Annotated in this window: 21 protein-coding genes; 1 reads left to right on the top strand and 20 read right to left on the bottom strand. The window is 57.3% G+C overall.

Annotation, left to right across the window (positions count from 1 at the left end; genetic code table 11):
* Positions 1-11 precede the first annotated feature (11 nt).
* The 9 genes from NXS97_RS17445 to NXS97_RS17405 all read right to left on the bottom strand — a co-directional run bounded on the left by NXS97_RS17445 (position 12) and on the right by NXS97_RS17405 (position 6351).
* Positions 12-314 (bottom strand): phage tail assembly protein, encoded by a 303-nt coding sequence (locus NXS97_RS17445; protein WP_259232517.1) that lies wholly within the window; start codon positions 312-314, stop codon positions 12-14.
* Positions 315-372: 58 nt separating this feature from the next.
* Positions 373-888 carry a phage major tail tube protein gene (locus tag NXS97_RS17440; RefSeq protein ID WP_259232516.1) on the bottom strand — a complete coding sequence of 172 codons (516 nt, stop codon included), beginning with the start codon at positions 886-888 and terminating at the stop codon, positions 373-375.
* 12 nt (positions 889-900) lie between these two features.
* Positions 901-2073, bottom strand: a complete 1173-nt coding sequence (locus NXS97_RS17435) for a phage tail sheath protein (protein ID WP_259232515.1) — start codon at positions 2071-2073, stop codon at positions 901-903.
* Between the two features lie 117 nt (positions 2074-2190).
* Positions 2191-2793: a tail fiber assembly protein gene (locus NXS97_RS17430; protein ID WP_259232514.1), complete on the bottom strand. Its 603-nt coding sequence runs from the start codon at positions 2791-2793 to the stop codon at positions 2191-2193.
* Positions 2793-3914, bottom strand: coding sequence for a phage tail protein (locus NXS97_RS17425; RefSeq protein ID WP_259232513.1), 1122 nt, complete (start codon positions 3912-3914; stop codon positions 2793-2795). Before NXS97_RS17425 ends, NXS97_RS17430 begins: the two co-directional genes overlap by 1 nt.
* On the bottom strand, positions 3911-4522 hold the full coding sequence (locus tag NXS97_RS17420) for a phage tail protein I (RefSeq protein ID WP_259232511.1): 612 nt from the start codon (positions 4520-4522) through the stop codon (positions 3911-3913). The genes NXS97_RS17425 and NXS97_RS17420 overlap by 4 nt, the downstream gene beginning before the upstream one ends.
* Entirely contained in the window at positions 4519-5433 is a 915-nt protein-coding gene (locus tag NXS97_RS17415) for a baseplate J/gp47 family protein (RefSeq protein ID WP_259232509.1), read from the bottom strand. The genes NXS97_RS17420 and NXS97_RS17415 overlap by 4 nt, the downstream gene beginning before the upstream one ends.
* Positions 5420-5773, bottom strand: coding sequence for a GPW/gp25 family protein (locus NXS97_RS17410; RefSeq protein ID WP_116198124.1), 354 nt, complete (start codon positions 5771-5773; stop codon positions 5420-5422). The genes NXS97_RS17415 and NXS97_RS17410 overlap by 14 nt, the downstream gene beginning before the upstream one ends.
* Positions 5773-6351 carry a phage baseplate assembly protein V gene (locus tag NXS97_RS17405; protein ID WP_259232508.1) on the bottom strand — a complete coding sequence of 193 codons (579 nt, stop codon included), beginning with the start codon at positions 6349-6351 and terminating at the stop codon, positions 5773-5775. Before NXS97_RS17405 ends, NXS97_RS17410 begins: the two co-directional genes overlap by 1 nt.
* Positions 6352-6414: 63 nt before the next feature.
* Between NXS97_RS17405 and NXS97_RS17400 the strand changes: the two genes are divergently transcribed.
* Entirely contained in the window at positions 6415-7569 is a 1155-nt protein-coding gene (locus tag NXS97_RS17400) for a hypothetical protein (protein ID WP_259232507.1), read from the top strand.
* Here NXS97_RS17400 and NXS97_RS17395 read toward each other — a convergent pair.
* The 11 genes from NXS97_RS17395 to NXS97_RS17345 all read right to left on the bottom strand — a co-directional run bounded on the left by NXS97_RS17395 (position 7562) and on the right by NXS97_RS17345 (position 13191).
* Positions 7562-8008 carry a phage virion morphogenesis protein gene (locus tag NXS97_RS17395; RefSeq protein ID WP_259232506.1) on the bottom strand — a complete coding sequence of 149 codons (447 nt, stop codon included), beginning with the start codon at positions 8006-8008 and terminating at the stop codon, positions 7562-7564. The two genes, NXS97_RS17400 and NXS97_RS17395, sit on opposite strands and share 8 nt — an antisense overlap.
* Positions 8001-8441 carry a phage tail protein gene (locus tag NXS97_RS17390; protein ID WP_259232505.1) on the bottom strand — a complete coding sequence of 147 codons (441 nt, stop codon included), beginning with the start codon at positions 8439-8441 and terminating at the stop codon, positions 8001-8003. The genes NXS97_RS17395 and NXS97_RS17390 overlap by 8 nt, the downstream gene beginning before the upstream one ends.
* The gene (gene lysC, locus NXS97_RS17385) at positions 8404-8649 is read right to left on the bottom strand and encodes an Rz1-like lysis system protein LysC (RefSeq protein WP_259232504.1); all 246 of its coding nucleotides are present in this window, start codon (positions 8647-8649) and stop codon (positions 8404-8406) included. Before lysC ends, NXS97_RS17390 begins: the two co-directional genes overlap by 38 nt.
* Positions 8537-8968 carry an Rz-like lysis system protein LysB gene (gene lysB, locus NXS97_RS17380; protein WP_259232503.1) on the bottom strand — a complete coding sequence of 144 codons (432 nt, stop codon included), beginning with the start codon at positions 8966-8968 and terminating at the stop codon, positions 8537-8539. Before lysB ends, lysC begins: the two co-directional genes overlap by 113 nt.
* Positions 8965-9480, bottom strand: coding sequence for a lysozyme (locus NXS97_RS17375; RefSeq protein WP_259232501.1), 516 nt, complete (start codon positions 9478-9480; stop codon positions 8965-8967). The genes lysB and NXS97_RS17375 overlap by 4 nt, the downstream gene beginning before the upstream one ends.
* Positions 9461-9673, bottom strand: a complete 213-nt coding sequence (locus tag NXS97_RS17370) for a phage holin family protein (protein WP_241533396.1) — start codon at positions 9671-9673, stop codon at positions 9461-9463. Before NXS97_RS17370 ends, NXS97_RS17375 begins: the two co-directional genes overlap by 20 nt.
* 3 nt (positions 9674-9676) lie before the next feature.
* Complete coding sequence (locus NXS97_RS17365) at positions 9677-9880, bottom strand: tail protein X (RefSeq protein ID WP_024471068.1); 204 nt, start codon at positions 9878-9880, stop codon at positions 9677-9679.
* The gene (locus tag NXS97_RS17360) at positions 9880-10344 is read right to left on the bottom strand and encodes a head completion/stabilization protein (protein ID WP_259232496.1); all 465 of its coding nucleotides are present in this window, start codon (positions 10342-10344) and stop codon (positions 9880-9882) included. The genes NXS97_RS17365 and NXS97_RS17360 overlap by 1 nt, the downstream gene beginning before the upstream one ends.
* Positions 10345-10450: 106 nt before the next feature.
* Positions 10451-11086, bottom strand: a complete 636-nt coding sequence (gene gpM / locus NXS97_RS17355) for a phage terminase small subunit (RefSeq protein ID WP_259232494.1) — start codon at positions 11084-11086, stop codon at positions 10451-10453.
* A 3-nt stretch (positions 11087-11089) separates the two neighbouring features.
* Positions 11090-12283 (bottom strand): phage major capsid protein, P2 family, encoded by a 1194-nt coding sequence (locus NXS97_RS17350; protein ID WP_259232493.1) that lies wholly within the window; start codon positions 12281-12283, stop codon positions 11090-11092.
* Positions 12284-12327: 44 nt separating this feature from the next.
* Positions 12328-13191 carry a GPO family capsid scaffolding protein gene (locus NXS97_RS17345; protein ID WP_259232492.1) on the bottom strand — a complete coding sequence of 288 codons (864 nt, stop codon included), beginning with the start codon at positions 13189-13191 and terminating at the stop codon, positions 12328-12330.
* Between the last annotated feature and the right edge of the window lie 109 nt (positions 13192-13300).

Genomic DNA, 13300 nt, shown 5'->3' with positions numbered 1-13300 from the left:
ATCGTCAACCGTCAGGCCGTCAGGAAACCCGACGTCGCCGACTTCGGTAACAAAAAAGTGATCACCTCCACTGACAGCGCCACCAGATCGGCGGGGTCCATTTCGTTGATTTCCTGTGCCGTCAGCGCAGGCGTTGACACGCGCGGCAGGACGGCCATCACCGCGTTAACGTCCATTTCCATTAAGGCCTGCAGACGCACGCCGCGCAGCGCGCCGGACTGAGGTTTGCGCAGAACAATGGTTTTGATTTCTGTTTTACCGCGCTTGATTGGGGTGTCCAGGGTGACGGTTTTTTCGCTGATGATTTCGCTCATGTTTTTAATCCACTGAATAAAATTGATAAAAGCAGCAGGCCAGCGCCTGCCGCCGTGATTACAGGCCCAGCGCGCTGCGGTGCTTTTCCATCATGTCTTTGCCGTCCACGATGTGAACCATGTTGACCAGATCCACCTCAAACAGCACTTCGCCGTTAATCGTCAGCTTGGCGTAGCTGTTGGTCGCGGAAACCTTGGTCGTATTGGCGTCACCGGTTTTCCACTCGCCGGAATCCAGCTCCTTGTAGCGCCCGCGCGTGACCAGCTCCACCGCCTGCACCTCGCCGGTGTCGTCACGCTGGATTGAGCCGGTAAAGCGCAGCTGCACCGCGTCTACTGTTTCCGCGCCCAGCTGTTTAAACAGCAGCGCCTCAGTGCCGCCGACGGTAAATTCCGTATCCAGCGCGCCATCGTCCAGGCCCATATCAATATCGACAGCACCGGCCATGCCGCCGCCGCGATACTTCTCAAACTTGCGGGTCAGCTTTGGCAGCGTCAGGGACTCAACCAGCCCCTGCCAGTTGTTGCCTGCGTTGAACAGGTTCAGGTGTTTTAACTTACGGGGTAAGGCCATGTGTTCAGCTCCTTATGCTTTAACGCTGGCGGCGAAGTTGACCAGGTACTGGTCTGTGATGCGCTGGCGCAGCATCAGGTTTTCCAGCGGCGGCACCGGCGTGTAGTCGTAGTCGATAAACAACTGCCCGGCCTTGAGCGTCTCTTTGGTGTTCACCGACTCATCCAGCCAGCAGCTGGCGCCGATGAGATAGCCCTGATTCACCAGGCTGCGCAGCTTTGCGTTGATGCCTTCAATGATGTCGCGGGCAAGCGACGGATTCAGCGGCCCGTCAACGGCCCACATCTGCGCCTCGGCCATCGTGTCGGCCAGCACCTGCGCCGTGCGGGTGTAGGTTTCAAACTGAAAGAGCGGGTCATCACTCAGGCAGCGCGAACCCCAGAATCGGAAGCCGTCTTTACGGATCAGCGTGGTGACGTCGTTCTGGTTCAGCAGGCCCGCATCGGTTGCCGGGTCCTGCAAATCCCACGACACGTCTTTAGAAATGCCGGTGACGCCATTGACGCCGACGTTTGACAGGGACTTGTGCCAGCCGGTTGTTTCGTCAATTTTTGCGCGCAGGCCGAGCGCGCGGGCGGTGGCATACGCCGTCGCATCGGCTTTCAGCACGGTGTCAAAACTGATGAAGTCAGGCCAGATGAGCATCCCTTCGCGCTGACTGAAATTGGCGCGGTAGGCAATGACCTCGGACACGGTTTTGCAGCCGTATGCCGCAATATACGCAAAGGCTTTCAGGCTCTGCGCCACGCTCAGCAGCGCGGTTGCCACGGCCTTGGTGTCATGCCCCGGCACGCCGAGGATGCGCGGCTTTACGCCACAAACGGTCTGCGCGGCAAGCAGGGCCTGAATGCCGGTGCGCATCCCGTCATCGGTCACGCCGCCGATGATGTTGGCCGAGGTTTCCGCCTCGGTTTCGCCCTGTTTAACGCGCACCACCACAACCAGCGGTTTCGCCTGGTCGGCGATGGCGTCGAGCGATGCGGCAAGCGTGCCGGTTTTGCCCGCCTTGCCGCTGGCGGTCACAATGTCGGTGAGTAAAACGGGGCGGTTAAGCGGGAACGTTGCCGCGTCGGCGTCGTCGCCGGTGCAGACCATCCCGATGATGGCCGTGCTGACGGTGGTAATGGTTCGGGTGCCTTCGTTAACTTCAATAACGCGCACGCCGTGATGATAGTCCTGTGCCATGTAACGGATCTCCGGTTAAGGGGTTCCGCTATGGTGTAAGGGATGAAGCGCGGGCGCACCCTGCGGCCATTGTCTGGCGAATGACACAAAGGAAAAAGGCCCGAAACGGGCCTCTGATTATGACGCGGGCTTTTCCGGCCAGCTGATGTCCGGCGCGCTGGCTGTGTCGGTAGCCTGGATCTGCTGATAATACTTCATCCAGGCTGTCAGTGAGGCTTTGTCGGCGTCCGTGATAATACCCAGCATCAGTTGTATCTGCCACGGGCCGGTAAACGTGTTGGCTTCGGTCAGCAATACCCGCTTCTGCTTTTCCGCATCGGCCACATCACCATTATGTTTTGCATCAGTATCCGTCACCCACTTCTGCCCGTCCCACTTATCGTATTTTGTGCCGGGCCTGAGCGGTGTTGTGCCTGCCGGATAATCGCCCAGCAGGGTGATCGAGGAGGCGCTCTGATCTCTGGTCGAATACACCGTTTCGCCGCGATGGTCAGGCACGACACTCCATTTGCCCTGACTTAATACCGCCACCTGGCCTTTCTTCGTTGCGGGCGGCGGGGTGGTGGTAGACTGCGCGGCCACGCCGGTGCCAATGGCTACCCACTGATCAACCGGTCCGATAAGCTCCCCGGCCTCTCCACAGTTAAATGATTTAACCCAGCCAGACTCCGGCGCAAACCCCTCGTCATTAAGCTGAATGTACTGCTTTTCATCGGCCATCAGAAGCCCCTCATGATGTAGTTGAATGCCACGTTGCGCGGGCGGGTTTCATTTCCGCCCGTGCTGCCGGTTGTGATGACCGTATCGTAAGATGAGTTATCACCGCCTGATGGCGTCCAGTACTGCTGACCAAAGCTTCCGTTCATCTGGAGATCGTGAGTGTGAGCGCGGAACGCATCAGCCTGAAAGCTCAGCAGAACACGGTCCGTGTCCGCCTTCCTGTCATCGTCCCAGCCGCGAATAAACTCGCCACGCAGATCGGGGATGATGAGATTTGTGTAAATTTTTGCCAGCTTCGGATACTGCTGTGCGGTAAACGTCTGGCCGCGACACTGCACCCAGCCCACGGGAGGGGTTGCCAGCGGATAAGGAACGGGAACACCCACAGGCAAAATGGTGCCTTCCAGCCCGTCACCGGTCCCCCCGTTGGCAGTGGTGAGCGGCAGCGGCCGGTTATTGACGTCATCCCATACGCCCCAGGTGCCGTCACTGTTAACGTACAGGTGGACTTTCCTGCGGTCGTCAGTGGCATGAAGGTTGCTGCCGGTGCCGGTGTACTCGATTCGCCCGTCTGTTCGAAGATACTGTTTATGCGGGTCCCTGTCGTTCAGGTGCTCTTTCATACCCTTGTCGCTGTAGGCTTTTACCTCTACCACCGCGTTGTCAACATACTGGCGCGTCGCCAGAACCACCGACGGGTCAATCTTAAGCGTAATGGCGTCAGTGCTGTTCACGATCAGGATCATGCGCACGGTCTGCGTGCGCCCGCTGCCCTCCTGCAGCGCGGGCTTGTAGGTTTCCGGCGTATTGCATACGGCAATCAGCGTGCCGTCTGCGTCAAACAGGCCCATTTCCCTGATCCAGAAACCGCCCTCGGTTTCAGGAATGACCTGCTCGGCAATCACCTGGCTGGCGTTGGCCGGATCGACGCTCAGCGTGTTGATGGCCGCGCGGCGCTTCTCGCCAGCAAGCTTTGTCTGGCTGGCGTTGGGCGTTGGCAACGTGCCGCCCCCGTCGCCCACGGCCATCTGCGTGATGTTCAGTTTTGTGCCGAGCGCGGCGGCGTTGGCAATCTTCGCCGCGCCGAGATTGGTCACTATGGCGTAATATTTCTGGCTCATGGTCTGATTTCCATCATGTCAGTAACGTGAACCGCCGCGCCGCTGTAAAGCCCGCCGCTGACGGAAATGTTTTCGGGGGTGTAGGGGTAAACGGTCATCGCGTCGCCGTCGTAGCTGCCCGCCGCAATGCGGGTTTCGCCCGTGACCTGCAGGTTTATCGACATCCCCAGCAGATGACGGCTGCAGGGCTTGGCATCACTGATAAGCCGCTCAAGCTCTGAATAGGTTTCCTCGGTAATCCCCTGGTCCTGTACGCCAATATCCAGGCGAAACGTGCCGGGCGCTTCGCCGGTTTTCCACCATTCCAGCACGCGGATCAGGAAGCCGAACGGCTCCACCACGCGACGCACGGCGCTGATGGTGCCCTTGTGCTGATGGATGTAAAACGCATCCATCACCACGCGCCGCTTGACGCTTTCCGCCCAGGCCTCGTCCCAGCGATCTACCGAAAATGACCAGGCGAGATATGGCAAAAACCGCGCCGGGCAGGTGGCAGGGTTCCACAGGTCGCGCAGCGGAACGTCCAGCCCGCTGATGCCGCTGCACGCCTCTGCCAGCCTGCGCTCAAGCGCTGAGGAAGCAGGCGGTAACAGGCTCTGACTCATCATTTACCCCCGTTATCGCTGGCAACCGTGACGGCCACCGCCGTGCAGTTGCCCGCCTGCGTGCGGTTGAGAATGATGTCCTGCGCCGGTTCGGTGATGTCCACCCAGTCCACCCCCGCCACGCGCAACACCGCCCCGTAAGACTCGCGCCGCACGCTGCGGCCCAGTTTTTTCTGGTCGGCAAGGTAGGCGGCCATTGCGGCCTGCGCCGCCTCCAGGCATGGGCCTGCGGCCACGCCGTCAAACAGGTGCAGCGTGGCTTTTACCTGATAATCAAATATCGCGGCGGCCTGCACCGTCACGCGGTCAGCCACCGGGCGCACGGTTTCGGCGTTTAACGCGGCGTTCACTGCATTCAGTAAATCGTCCGTTGCCGCCCCGCTGTTGTCCCGGCTCAGTACGGTAATCAGCACTTGTGCCGGGGCCGGACTCGTTGCCGACACGTCGGATACGCGCCCGTCGGCACTTTTGGCGTAAAACTCATACGCCGCCGTCGGCCCGGCCACGCTCAGCCCCTCAAATGCCCCCGGCACGCGCAGGCGTAAATCATCGTCAGACTCCATGACTGCGGCAACCGGCGGCACGGCGTCAGGGTTGGCCGGGGTGATGGTCAGGCGCTTAACGTTGTTGTTGGCCGCCAGCTGGTCCAGATCGGTGCCGAGCGCATAGGCCACCATAACGGCCTGCGCCGCCTCGTTGATGCGCTGGCGTAAGAGGATTTCGCGGTAGACGTTTTCCTGCAGGCACTTGACCAGCGGATCGGATTCCAGCGCCAGCACGCTGCGCATGGCGTCCTGCTCGTCAGCCGGATACAGCGCAATCAGGTTTTCTTTACGTTCGGCCAGCAGCGTTTCAAAGTCCGGCACCTCAATGACTTCCGGCGCGGGAAGCTGCGATAAGTCAATCACTGCCACGGTTTACCCCCGTTGGGATGGTCATTGCCAGCGGCGAGCCGTCGGCACGCTGTGCGTTTATCTCAACGGCCATTGAGCCGTCATAGGCCGTTGTGAAATTCACTGATATCAGCCGTATGCGCGGCTCCCAGCGGCTCAGCGCGGTGTAGGTTGCCGCCATGACCTGCATACGGGTGACGCTGTTCTGCGGCTGGTCGATGAGCGCGGAAAGCATGGAGCCGTATTCACGACGCGCCAGGCGGCTGCCTTCCGGCGTCAAAAGAATGTCGCTGACGCTCTGACGAATGTGATCGATATCGGTCAGCGCTTTGCCTGTGTCGCGGTTCATGCCGAGATACATCACGCCGGGCCTCCTGATGTGTCAGTGCCGAACTTAACGCCGCCGTGTTTATGGGTATGCACCACGACGCCGTTAGAACTCATCGCCCCCCCGCCCTGCGTCACTGCGCCGTTAATGGCCGCGTCGCTGTTGAAGGTCGTCAGGCTGGCATCAACGCCGAAAGCCTCGGTCAGCAGATGAATTCCGTCCGTCGCTTCTATACGCAGGCTTTTGATGTTCTTTATCAGCAACTGGCCGGTTGCCGGTTCGTACTGAAAAAGACCACCGTCGCTGAACTGCGTGGTGCTGCCGTTCTCTGAATAATCCGGCGGCGGGAATGTATCGGAATAAATCGCGGGCAGCGCAAAGGCGGTTTCAAGGTTGCCGCCCATGCTCAGCAACATGACCTGTTCGCCAACGGTGGGCTGCCACCATGTGCGCGTGTTACCGGCGCGCAGAGTGAGCCAGTTAATCCAGTTGGTTTCAAGATCGCCCGTTTTCACCCGGCACAGCCAGTTAACCGGATCAACGTCGGACACGGTGCCGGTGCGGATCAGGTTGGTGATGAGGCGCATGATTTCGGTAAGTTTTTCGTTCATCCTCACATCATTGCTGTTGAGGATTTTTTTTCATCTTTATGGCATTGTGTGGTTATTCTTACAATGGAATTGAGTGAAGCATATATGATTTTTTCGGCCAGACATTTTATTGAGTTACCCTATGTGATGAATTTAAAAGATGGTTTTTATGATTTTTTATACGATGGCGTCACCATTAGAATAGGCGTCAACAATAATTTCTATGCTTTAACCACCATGATTAACTCAGTCCAATTCACTAGTGCTATAGAGACTAAAGAAAATTTAATCCCTCACCTGAAAGAAACTGACTCATTGATAAAAACCAGAACTATTTTAAGTTTTTATACGGCATATGAAATCACTCAGCTTTTAGAGCCAACAAGAGAGGAAGTTATTGACTTCATTCGATCATCAACATTCACAGGCGATGACGACTACCCCTCTAAAGAAGATGGAGAGAAAGCTTTTGAACGTTTAAATGAAGAAGCACTTGAAAAAATAAGGGAAACAATAAGCATCAAAAAAACTGCCGAAACTGCCTTTCCAGCTTCGCAAGCCATGTCGTGCATTGACGTAGTGAATCATTTCATAAGAGTCTATAGTATACATTTCAACGACCTCTTCACTGAGGAAGTTTCTCTTTATCAGGTTGCTTCTGGCTTAACTAACGGTGTTTTGGTTCAGCTTCTTTGCGACAATCAAACAATTAGTCTTATACCGGTTGCTGGATTAATCCCCCCCTTATTTCGTTCGCCTTTGTTTATACATGATGAGACTCAAACTAACGAATTCAGGAATATTCTTTTTCAGGAAGATGCCGTTAACAAATCATCATTACTTCTCATGAGAGCAAAGCACCTAAAAACTAAAAGCATGTTTAGGTCTGCCACACTTGAAGCATCAGCATCCATCGAGAGCTTCATAAGAATTAAACTCGAAAAAGCAATGAGCAAAAAATCCTTTTCGCCTGATGATATTAAAAGAAGACTGTCATCCACCAAAGGATTTGAAGATCGCTGCAAGAAGTTATTTAGTGAGTTTTATTCCAAGTCAGTCCCAGAAATTGCGCCATTGGAATGGCAAAATGTAAAAAAAGACAGAGACACAATAAGACATAAAACCGCACACGCCTCCTACGAACCTAGTGAGAACGAAGTAAGCATAATGATTACAAATATTGAAAATTTGACGACAAAGGTTAATGCTTTCATAGATAAAAACGAGAACACTAAGTAGCCAGCCAGCGAAAAAGAATATCGCTGATCGTGGTTTCCGCTTCTCCGTTTAAACCCAGCAGTGGTCGCTCAGCGTATTTCACCGTAATACCGCGTTTGCTCACACGGTCACGCAGGCCGTAATGGTGTACACGGGCCAGCCGCTGCACGGCAGGCACAAAAGCCACCTCAGCACTGTCGCCGGTTGCCTTTGTCTTGAGGTACTTTGCGGTTTTCAGCTTTACAAACATTTTCCGCTTAATACGTCCCGGCTTTGTCCTGGCTGATACGCGTCGCGGTTCCCATGCGCTGCCGTCTGGCGCACGCTGCGCCGTCATGTTGGCCTGCTGAATCCGACGCACGTCGCGCGCCACCTCGCGCAGCATCTTTTTGCGCTCTGCCGGTTCCAGCTTTACCAGCAGCACATCAAGCCAGGCGTCAACCTCGTGCAGATTATCCACGGTTCACCGTCCAGACTTCATCCGTTTCAAAAGGGTTGCCCGGCTCCGGCACGGCTCTGACTTCGGTCACGCCGTTAACCTCCTCGGCGATAACCCGTTCTGTCAGCTTTAAATTAATGCTGATGTCACAGGCACCGTTGCCGAGAATGTCCACCTCAAACGTGCAAAGCTGTTCGCGCTCACTGGGGTTCTGCAGTGCATCGGGCTGGTTGGTGCGCAGCCAGTACATTACCGCCGCCATCAGCAGGTTTTGATCGCCGGTGAAGTCCGTAATGATGACGTTAAGCGTATAACGGTATTCCCACGACACGGACGCGGCACTGGTGGCAACCAGCGCACCTCTGTCAACAAAGAGGTGCAGCCTGTCGGGGTTCTCCTGCAGGTAGGCAACAGCGCTATTCAGGGCTTCGCGTAAGGACTGCGGCTTGTTCATCGTCTTTATCCTGGCAGGTTACTATGGTGTCCACCTTGTCGGCGCAGACTGCCCAGGCGGTTTCTGTCTCATCCAGCAGGGCCAGCAAATCACCGTTAGTGCGCGCCGCTGACGGCCCCAGCTGGCACCGGGTTATTTTGGGACAGCCACTGACGGTAAGATTCACCTCCGGTGATGGCCGGTCGCTGGCGCAGCCGGACAGCAGCATCAGGCAGAGGGGTATCAGACCAGCGGCGAAGGGCGTCATTTTCACGTTTCAAATCCTCAATCTGGAGCTGCCGCTGGCGCAGCAGTGCGTTGTTTTTCTCAGCCGCCGCATACAGCTGCGTCTGTGCAAGGTTGCGGCTCTGCGCCATGATGTTGACCGCCATCAGCTGGCTGTTTTTCTGGCTCAGTTTTTTATCTTTAGCGGCCAGCTCTGCCGCCTGCGTGCCGATAGTTCTGTTTGCGCTGTGCAGCTGCCACGACAGCAGCCCGGCAGTCACCAGCAGCACGACAAAGCAGGTCACCACAACGGCGCGCATCATGCTGACGCCCCTTTCAGGCACCAGCTCAGCTCGCGCCCGCGCCGGTTATCCAGCCCCGGATTAAATACGCCTTTCACGTACACCCATCGCGGCAGCTGATAGCAGGCATCGCGCCACCGGCTGGCCCTGATGAGTTTCACCATCGTTGAACCGCACACGTTGCCGGTGCCGACGTTAAAAGCCAGCGACACCAGCGCGTCATAAACCTGCTGCGGCATGGTGACCGCCACGCAGCGCGCCAGTGCCGCCTCAACGCGTAACACGTTGGTGATGAACGTCCCGGCGGCCTGTCGCTCGGTAATGCTTTTGCCGGGCACCACGCCCCGCGTGTTGCCGATCCCGTCAGTCCACACGCCCGCATCGCACAGGTATGGCTTAAGGCGGCAGCCCTCGTAATCGGCAATCAGTTTCAGTCCCCCAACCGAGGTGTGCAACTGCTGAAAGCCCGGCAGTGTTGCAGCGATGGCCAGCACCGCGCCCACGGCGCAGCGTTTAACGGTTTGCAGATTCATAATCCTCCCGTGTGATGCGCCCGCTTGCCAGTAACTGGTAGGTTTTGTGCTTGTAGTACCAGCTGATTAGCGCCATGCCGAGGCCGATAATCAGCCCGGCCCACGTTGAAACGTCCTTAACCGATAAGTCGCCCAGCCAGGCCATAAACACGGCCATCGACCAGGTGATAAACGTGCTGATTCTTTCCCACATGATTCAGTCCCATAGCTGCACGGTCTGCGCCGTGGCTGCGGGCGCAACGTCCGGCAGCTCGACCTCTAAACCGTGGGGTAAGGTGGGGCCGTGTTCCGCCAGCCCCGGATTGGCCTGTAGCACCAGCTCAGACAGCCCCTGCGTGCGCCCGTAGTGACGCCAGCACAGTGCGTCCACCGTGTCATACTGCTGCGCACGCACTTTCATCAGATAAGCTCGACGGTAATATGCGGCAGATCCTGCACGCGGCTGATGGCCCAGCGCGCATCGCGCCATAAATCGCCGCTGGCATCGTCCAGTGTCGCGCCGCGCTTCGCGCCGGATGCGGTGGCGTCAAAGTCGCTGTATCTTTCGTTAAGTACCGCACGCGTCCAGCACCAGACGGCGTTTTCATAGTGGTGCAGGCGCACGCTCTTTCCGGCCAGCTGCTCAGCCGGTACGTCACCCAGCCCGTTGTAACCGGCCACCTCCTGCCGTTCCCGCCACGGGTAAAGCTCGGCGTTTACCTCTGACATGGCGGTCAGCACCACCTGCTTGAGCCGCTCCGGCGTCACGGTGCCGTCAACGCGCATCGCGCTGCGAAACTTAGCCAAATCCAGATCCGGCCAGAATGAATTGTTGGGGATAATGACCGGCGCAACCGGTGACTGCTCTGGCGCTGTAAACTGCATCCTTACTACTCCTGAATAGGTGGGCGGTGGACGGGGTTTTGATGCGGCGCTGCCTGTCGCCACCCCGTGCCGCCCCGCGCGTGGGCACGTTCGGTTATCAGCTGTCTTAGCGGAGTTTCCGCTCCAGCTGCTCAATGTCTTTTTTCACCCCGCACTTTTCATCCAGTTGCAGGGCGTGCTTAAGGTGATTCAGCGCGGATACCGGGTTGCTTTCGGTCTGCACCCAGCCGATGGATTTGTGCAGACGGGCACGCGACTGATCCGGCATGTCTTCCCCGTCCACTGCATCCAGCGTCTGCAGCAGCAGGTCAGCATCAAATGAGGTTCCGGCCAGCATGGCGGCCTTTGCGGCGTCGGCCATTTCCTCAGTCAGAACCGTCGCCGTGTTGCGCTTGCCGACCGGCATCACCCAGCCGTGTTTAAGCGCATGGCGGCCAATGGTCAGCGCACCGGCATAATCACCGGCATCGATACGCCACAGCATGACGTACATGATCACGTCGTCCTGCTGCCCCCCGTCGGCGCTCAACACGCCCTCTACCCAGGCGGCATACTTCGGCAGCACCTCAATTTTTACCTGCGCTTTGGTGACGGTGGACTGAATGCCCTTGAGGTGGCGGCGGTCTTCGTTCAACTGCAGCAGCATCAGGTCATAGCCTTTCGCATGGCGGCCATTGCCGCCCGTGCGGGCGGCCTCCTGTCCCTGAATGAAGCGCGTGTGTGCGCGGAAAGGATTGGTCACGGTTTACGCTCCTGCGTTGCCGGTGCCGGTGCTGGCGCCAGATTCAGCCTGCGCCTGCGCCGTACCCGATTCGCTCATGGACTTAATAATGCTGACTGCCATGCCAACGATTTCGGCCAGTTCTTCCTTACTTTTGCTTGTCGCCTCTTTTTCCGGCTCTGGCTCCTGCTCCAGCATTTCGATGTTTTCAATCAGGCAGGTGCAGTCGTAGTCCTCGACCACATACGCCTCGTTGACCGATTCAAGGTTTTCAACGCGATCCCGTTTCGGGTTGTCGATGATGGAGCGGCGGCGCGTGTCGTCCTGAACATAAATCGACAGGTTATCAAGGCGCGTAATCAGCATTGCGTCTGCAGGGAAGAACGGTGCACGTACCGCAGGCAGGCCGCCGATGCGCTTCTGGCTGATAATCAAATCAGCGGCCAGCGCTTCGGTGTTGGGCTGGTCTTTATTGACGATCGGGAAATACTTGTCGGCCAGCAGCTGGCGACCGCAGAGCACAACCAGCTCGGTGTCATCCTGATACTGCACGGCGATTTTTTCCGTTACGGCACCCATTACCACGGCATCCAGATTGCGGAAAAGGCCCGTTTTGCCAATGGTAATTTTATCGGCGATAACTTTTCCGTTGCTGTCGATGTGCTGGCCGACCACCTGCGACGGTTTCTCCTGGCGGATTTTTTCCAGCCAGCCGATGTTCACGTCCTGCAGCAGCGGGTTCTGTGTGCGGTTAGAGGTTTTCTCACGCTTGAGGCCGTTAAACCCGATCATGATGCGGTCAAGCGCCTGGCGTTTCACAATCATGTCGCGGATGCGTACCTGAAAGTCGGCAAACTTCGCCCACATGTCCAGCTTCTGATAAGGCAGCGCCGTGTCAAAGTTGGTCTGCGTGCACTTATAGCCTTCGCCGTCGATATAGGTCGGATCGGTAGGCTCGCGCTCTTTCTGCGTGGTGTCGGTTGTACCCGCAATCGTGCTGCCGATACCCAGCCCCAGACGTTCGCCGCTCTGCTCAGACACCGGCACAATGTTGATGCGCGTCAGAAACTCTGATGACTCCTGAATTTTGGTTTCCAGCGTCTGCGCAACGGACGGCTCAACGGTAAATTTGCTGTTGAGGGCCGACAGGTTGATTTTGTTGATTTCCGCCAGTACCGACATGTAGGCGTTTAACTTAAAACGGGTGCTGTTTTTCATCGTTTCGTTTTCTCTGTTCGTTAATGGGGTTTGCCGCAACTGCATCAGCAGTCGGTGCGCACGTCCTGGCTGCTGCCGTTGCCGTTACCGGGAGTGCGCGGACGGGAGTCCTGCCGCCCGTCTTCACGGCTCAGCTGTTCCTGCAGCTGGCTGAAATCCGCCTGCAGCTGCTCACGCGCTGCAGCTTCTGCGCTCAGCGCTTCGGTGAAATGCGCCTGCAGGCTGCTGGCCTGTTCGCTCAGGGCGGTTTCGATGCGCTGGCTGAATGCCTGCTGCTCGGTGGCGACCAGCTCGACGGCCTGGTGAACATCGCTGAAACGTGCGTCATCCGATTTCTGTTTGTTGCTGAAAAGCGCGGATACGCGGCTGAAAAGGGACGGTTTTTCGTCGGCCACGTCCTCAAACTCGATCACGGTTTCGGTGGCGGCGGTAAACAGGTTGTCAGGATGCTGTTTGCGGTTTGCCAGCGGATTAGCGCCCGCACTGGCGCTGAACTGCAGCATTTCGGTGCCGAGGCTGGCCGGATCGTCGGTCACGGCGAGGCCAATCAGATACGCCTCGCCGGTGTCGGCGAACTCCGGGCGAATCTCCATTGAGGTGAAAAGCTTCTGCATGTTGCCGGTCATCGTGACCAGCTCATCCGTCGGGTTAATCACCGCGTACAGGCCCAGCTTGCCTTTCAGCAGGCCGTCGCTGATTTCTTCGGTGTCCAGCGCATCGACCACACCGAAACGACGAAACGCGCTGTCAGGCGTGTAACCCTTGATGTGCTCCATGTTGATCACGGCGGTGTAGACAGCCGGATCGTAATTGGCCGCCATCTGCTCCAGCCAGCTGCGTTCGATGGTGCGTCCGTCCGTGGTGGCACCTTCCACCCCGATGCGGAAACGCTTTGCTTTCTTTGCCATTGTCCAGGCTCCGGTTAGATAAAAACTCTGTGAGTCCCTATGTTTGCGGCGACGGGGGGCCTGAAACAACGCGGCGACGTTGTACCGTAATTCACACAATCACGGGCGG

This window comes from Pantoea sp. B623, assembly GCF_024814475.1.
In the GTDB taxonomy this organism is placed as follows: domain Bacteria; phylum Pseudomonadota; class Gammaproteobacteria; order Enterobacterales; family Enterobacteriaceae; genus Pantoea; species Pantoea ananatis.
This window is presented reverse-complemented; position numbering and strand designations above follow the sequence as displayed.

What these genes read in the sequence shown, in the direction of transcription:
- NXS97_RS17445 (WP_259232517.1), bottom strand. Translation starts at nt 314, where the DNA reads ATGAGCGAAATCATCAGCGAAAAAACCGTCACCCTGGACACCCCAATC.
- NXS97_RS17440 (WP_259232516.1), bottom strand. Translation starts at nt 888, where the DNA reads ATGGCCTTACCCCGTAAGTTAAAACACCTGAACCTGTTCAACGCAGGC.
- NXS97_RS17435 (WP_259232515.1), bottom strand. Translation starts at nt 2,073, where the DNA reads ATGGCACAGGACTATCATCACGGCGTGCGCGTTATTGAAGTTAACGAA.
- NXS97_RS17430 (WP_259232514.1), bottom strand. Translation starts at nt 2,793, where the DNA reads ATGGCCGATGAAAAGCAGTACATTCAGCTTAATGACGAGGGGTTTGCG.
- NXS97_RS17425 (WP_259232513.1), bottom strand. Translation starts at nt 3,914, where the DNA reads ATGAGCCAGAAATATTACGCCATAGTGACCAATCTCGGCGCGGCGAAG.
- NXS97_RS17420 (WP_259232511.1), bottom strand. Translation starts at nt 4,522, where the DNA reads ATGATGAGTCAGAGCCTGTTACCGCCTGCTTCCTCAGCGCTTGAGCGC.
- NXS97_RS17410 (WP_116198124.1), bottom strand. Translation starts at nt 5,773, where the DNA reads ATGTATCTCGGCATGAACCGCGACACAGGCAAAGCGCTGACCGATATC.
- NXS97_RS17405 (WP_259232508.1), bottom strand. Translation starts at nt 6,351, where the DNA reads ATGAACGAAAAACTTACCGAAATCATGCGCCTCATCACCAACCTGATC.
- NXS97_RS17400 (WP_259232507.1), top strand. Translation starts at nt 6,415, where the DNA reads ATGGAATTGAGTGAAGCATATATGATTTTTTCGGCCAGACATTTTATT.
- NXS97_RS17390 (WP_259232505.1), bottom strand. Translation starts at nt 8,441, where the DNA reads ATGAACAAGCCGCAGTCCTTACGCGAAGCCCTGAATAGCGCTGTTGCC.
- lysC (WP_259232504.1), bottom strand. Translation starts at nt 8,649, where the DNA reads ATGCTGCTGTCCGGCTGCGCCAGCGACCGGCCATCACCGGAGGTGAAT.
- lysB (WP_259232503.1), bottom strand. Translation starts at nt 8,968, where the DNA reads ATGATGCGCGCCGTTGTGGTGACCTGCTTTGTCGTGCTGCTGGTGACT.
- NXS97_RS17375 (WP_259232501.1), bottom strand. Translation starts at nt 9,480, where the DNA reads ATGAATCTGCAAACCGTTAAACGCTGCGCCGTGGGCGCGGTGCTGGCC.
- NXS97_RS17370 (WP_241533396.1), bottom strand. Translation starts at nt 9,673, where the DNA reads ATGTGGGAAAGAATCAGCACGTTTATCACCTGGTCGATGGCCGTGTTT.
- NXS97_RS17365 (WP_024471068.1), bottom strand. Translation starts at nt 9,880, where the DNA reads ATGAAAGTGCGTGCGCAGCAGTATGACACGGTGGACGCACTGTGCTGG.
- NXS97_RS17360 (WP_259232496.1), bottom strand. Translation starts at nt 10,344, where the DNA reads ATGCAGTTTACAGCGCCAGAGCAGTCACCGGTTGCGCCGGTCATTATC.
- NXS97_RS17350 (WP_259232493.1), bottom strand. Translation starts at nt 12,283, where the DNA reads ATGAAAAACAGCACCCGTTTTAAGTTAAACGCCTACATGTCGGTACTG.
- NXS97_RS17345 (WP_259232492.1), bottom strand. Translation starts at nt 13,191, where the DNA reads ATGGCAAAGAAAGCAAAGCGTTTCCGCATCGGGGTGGAAGGTGCCACC.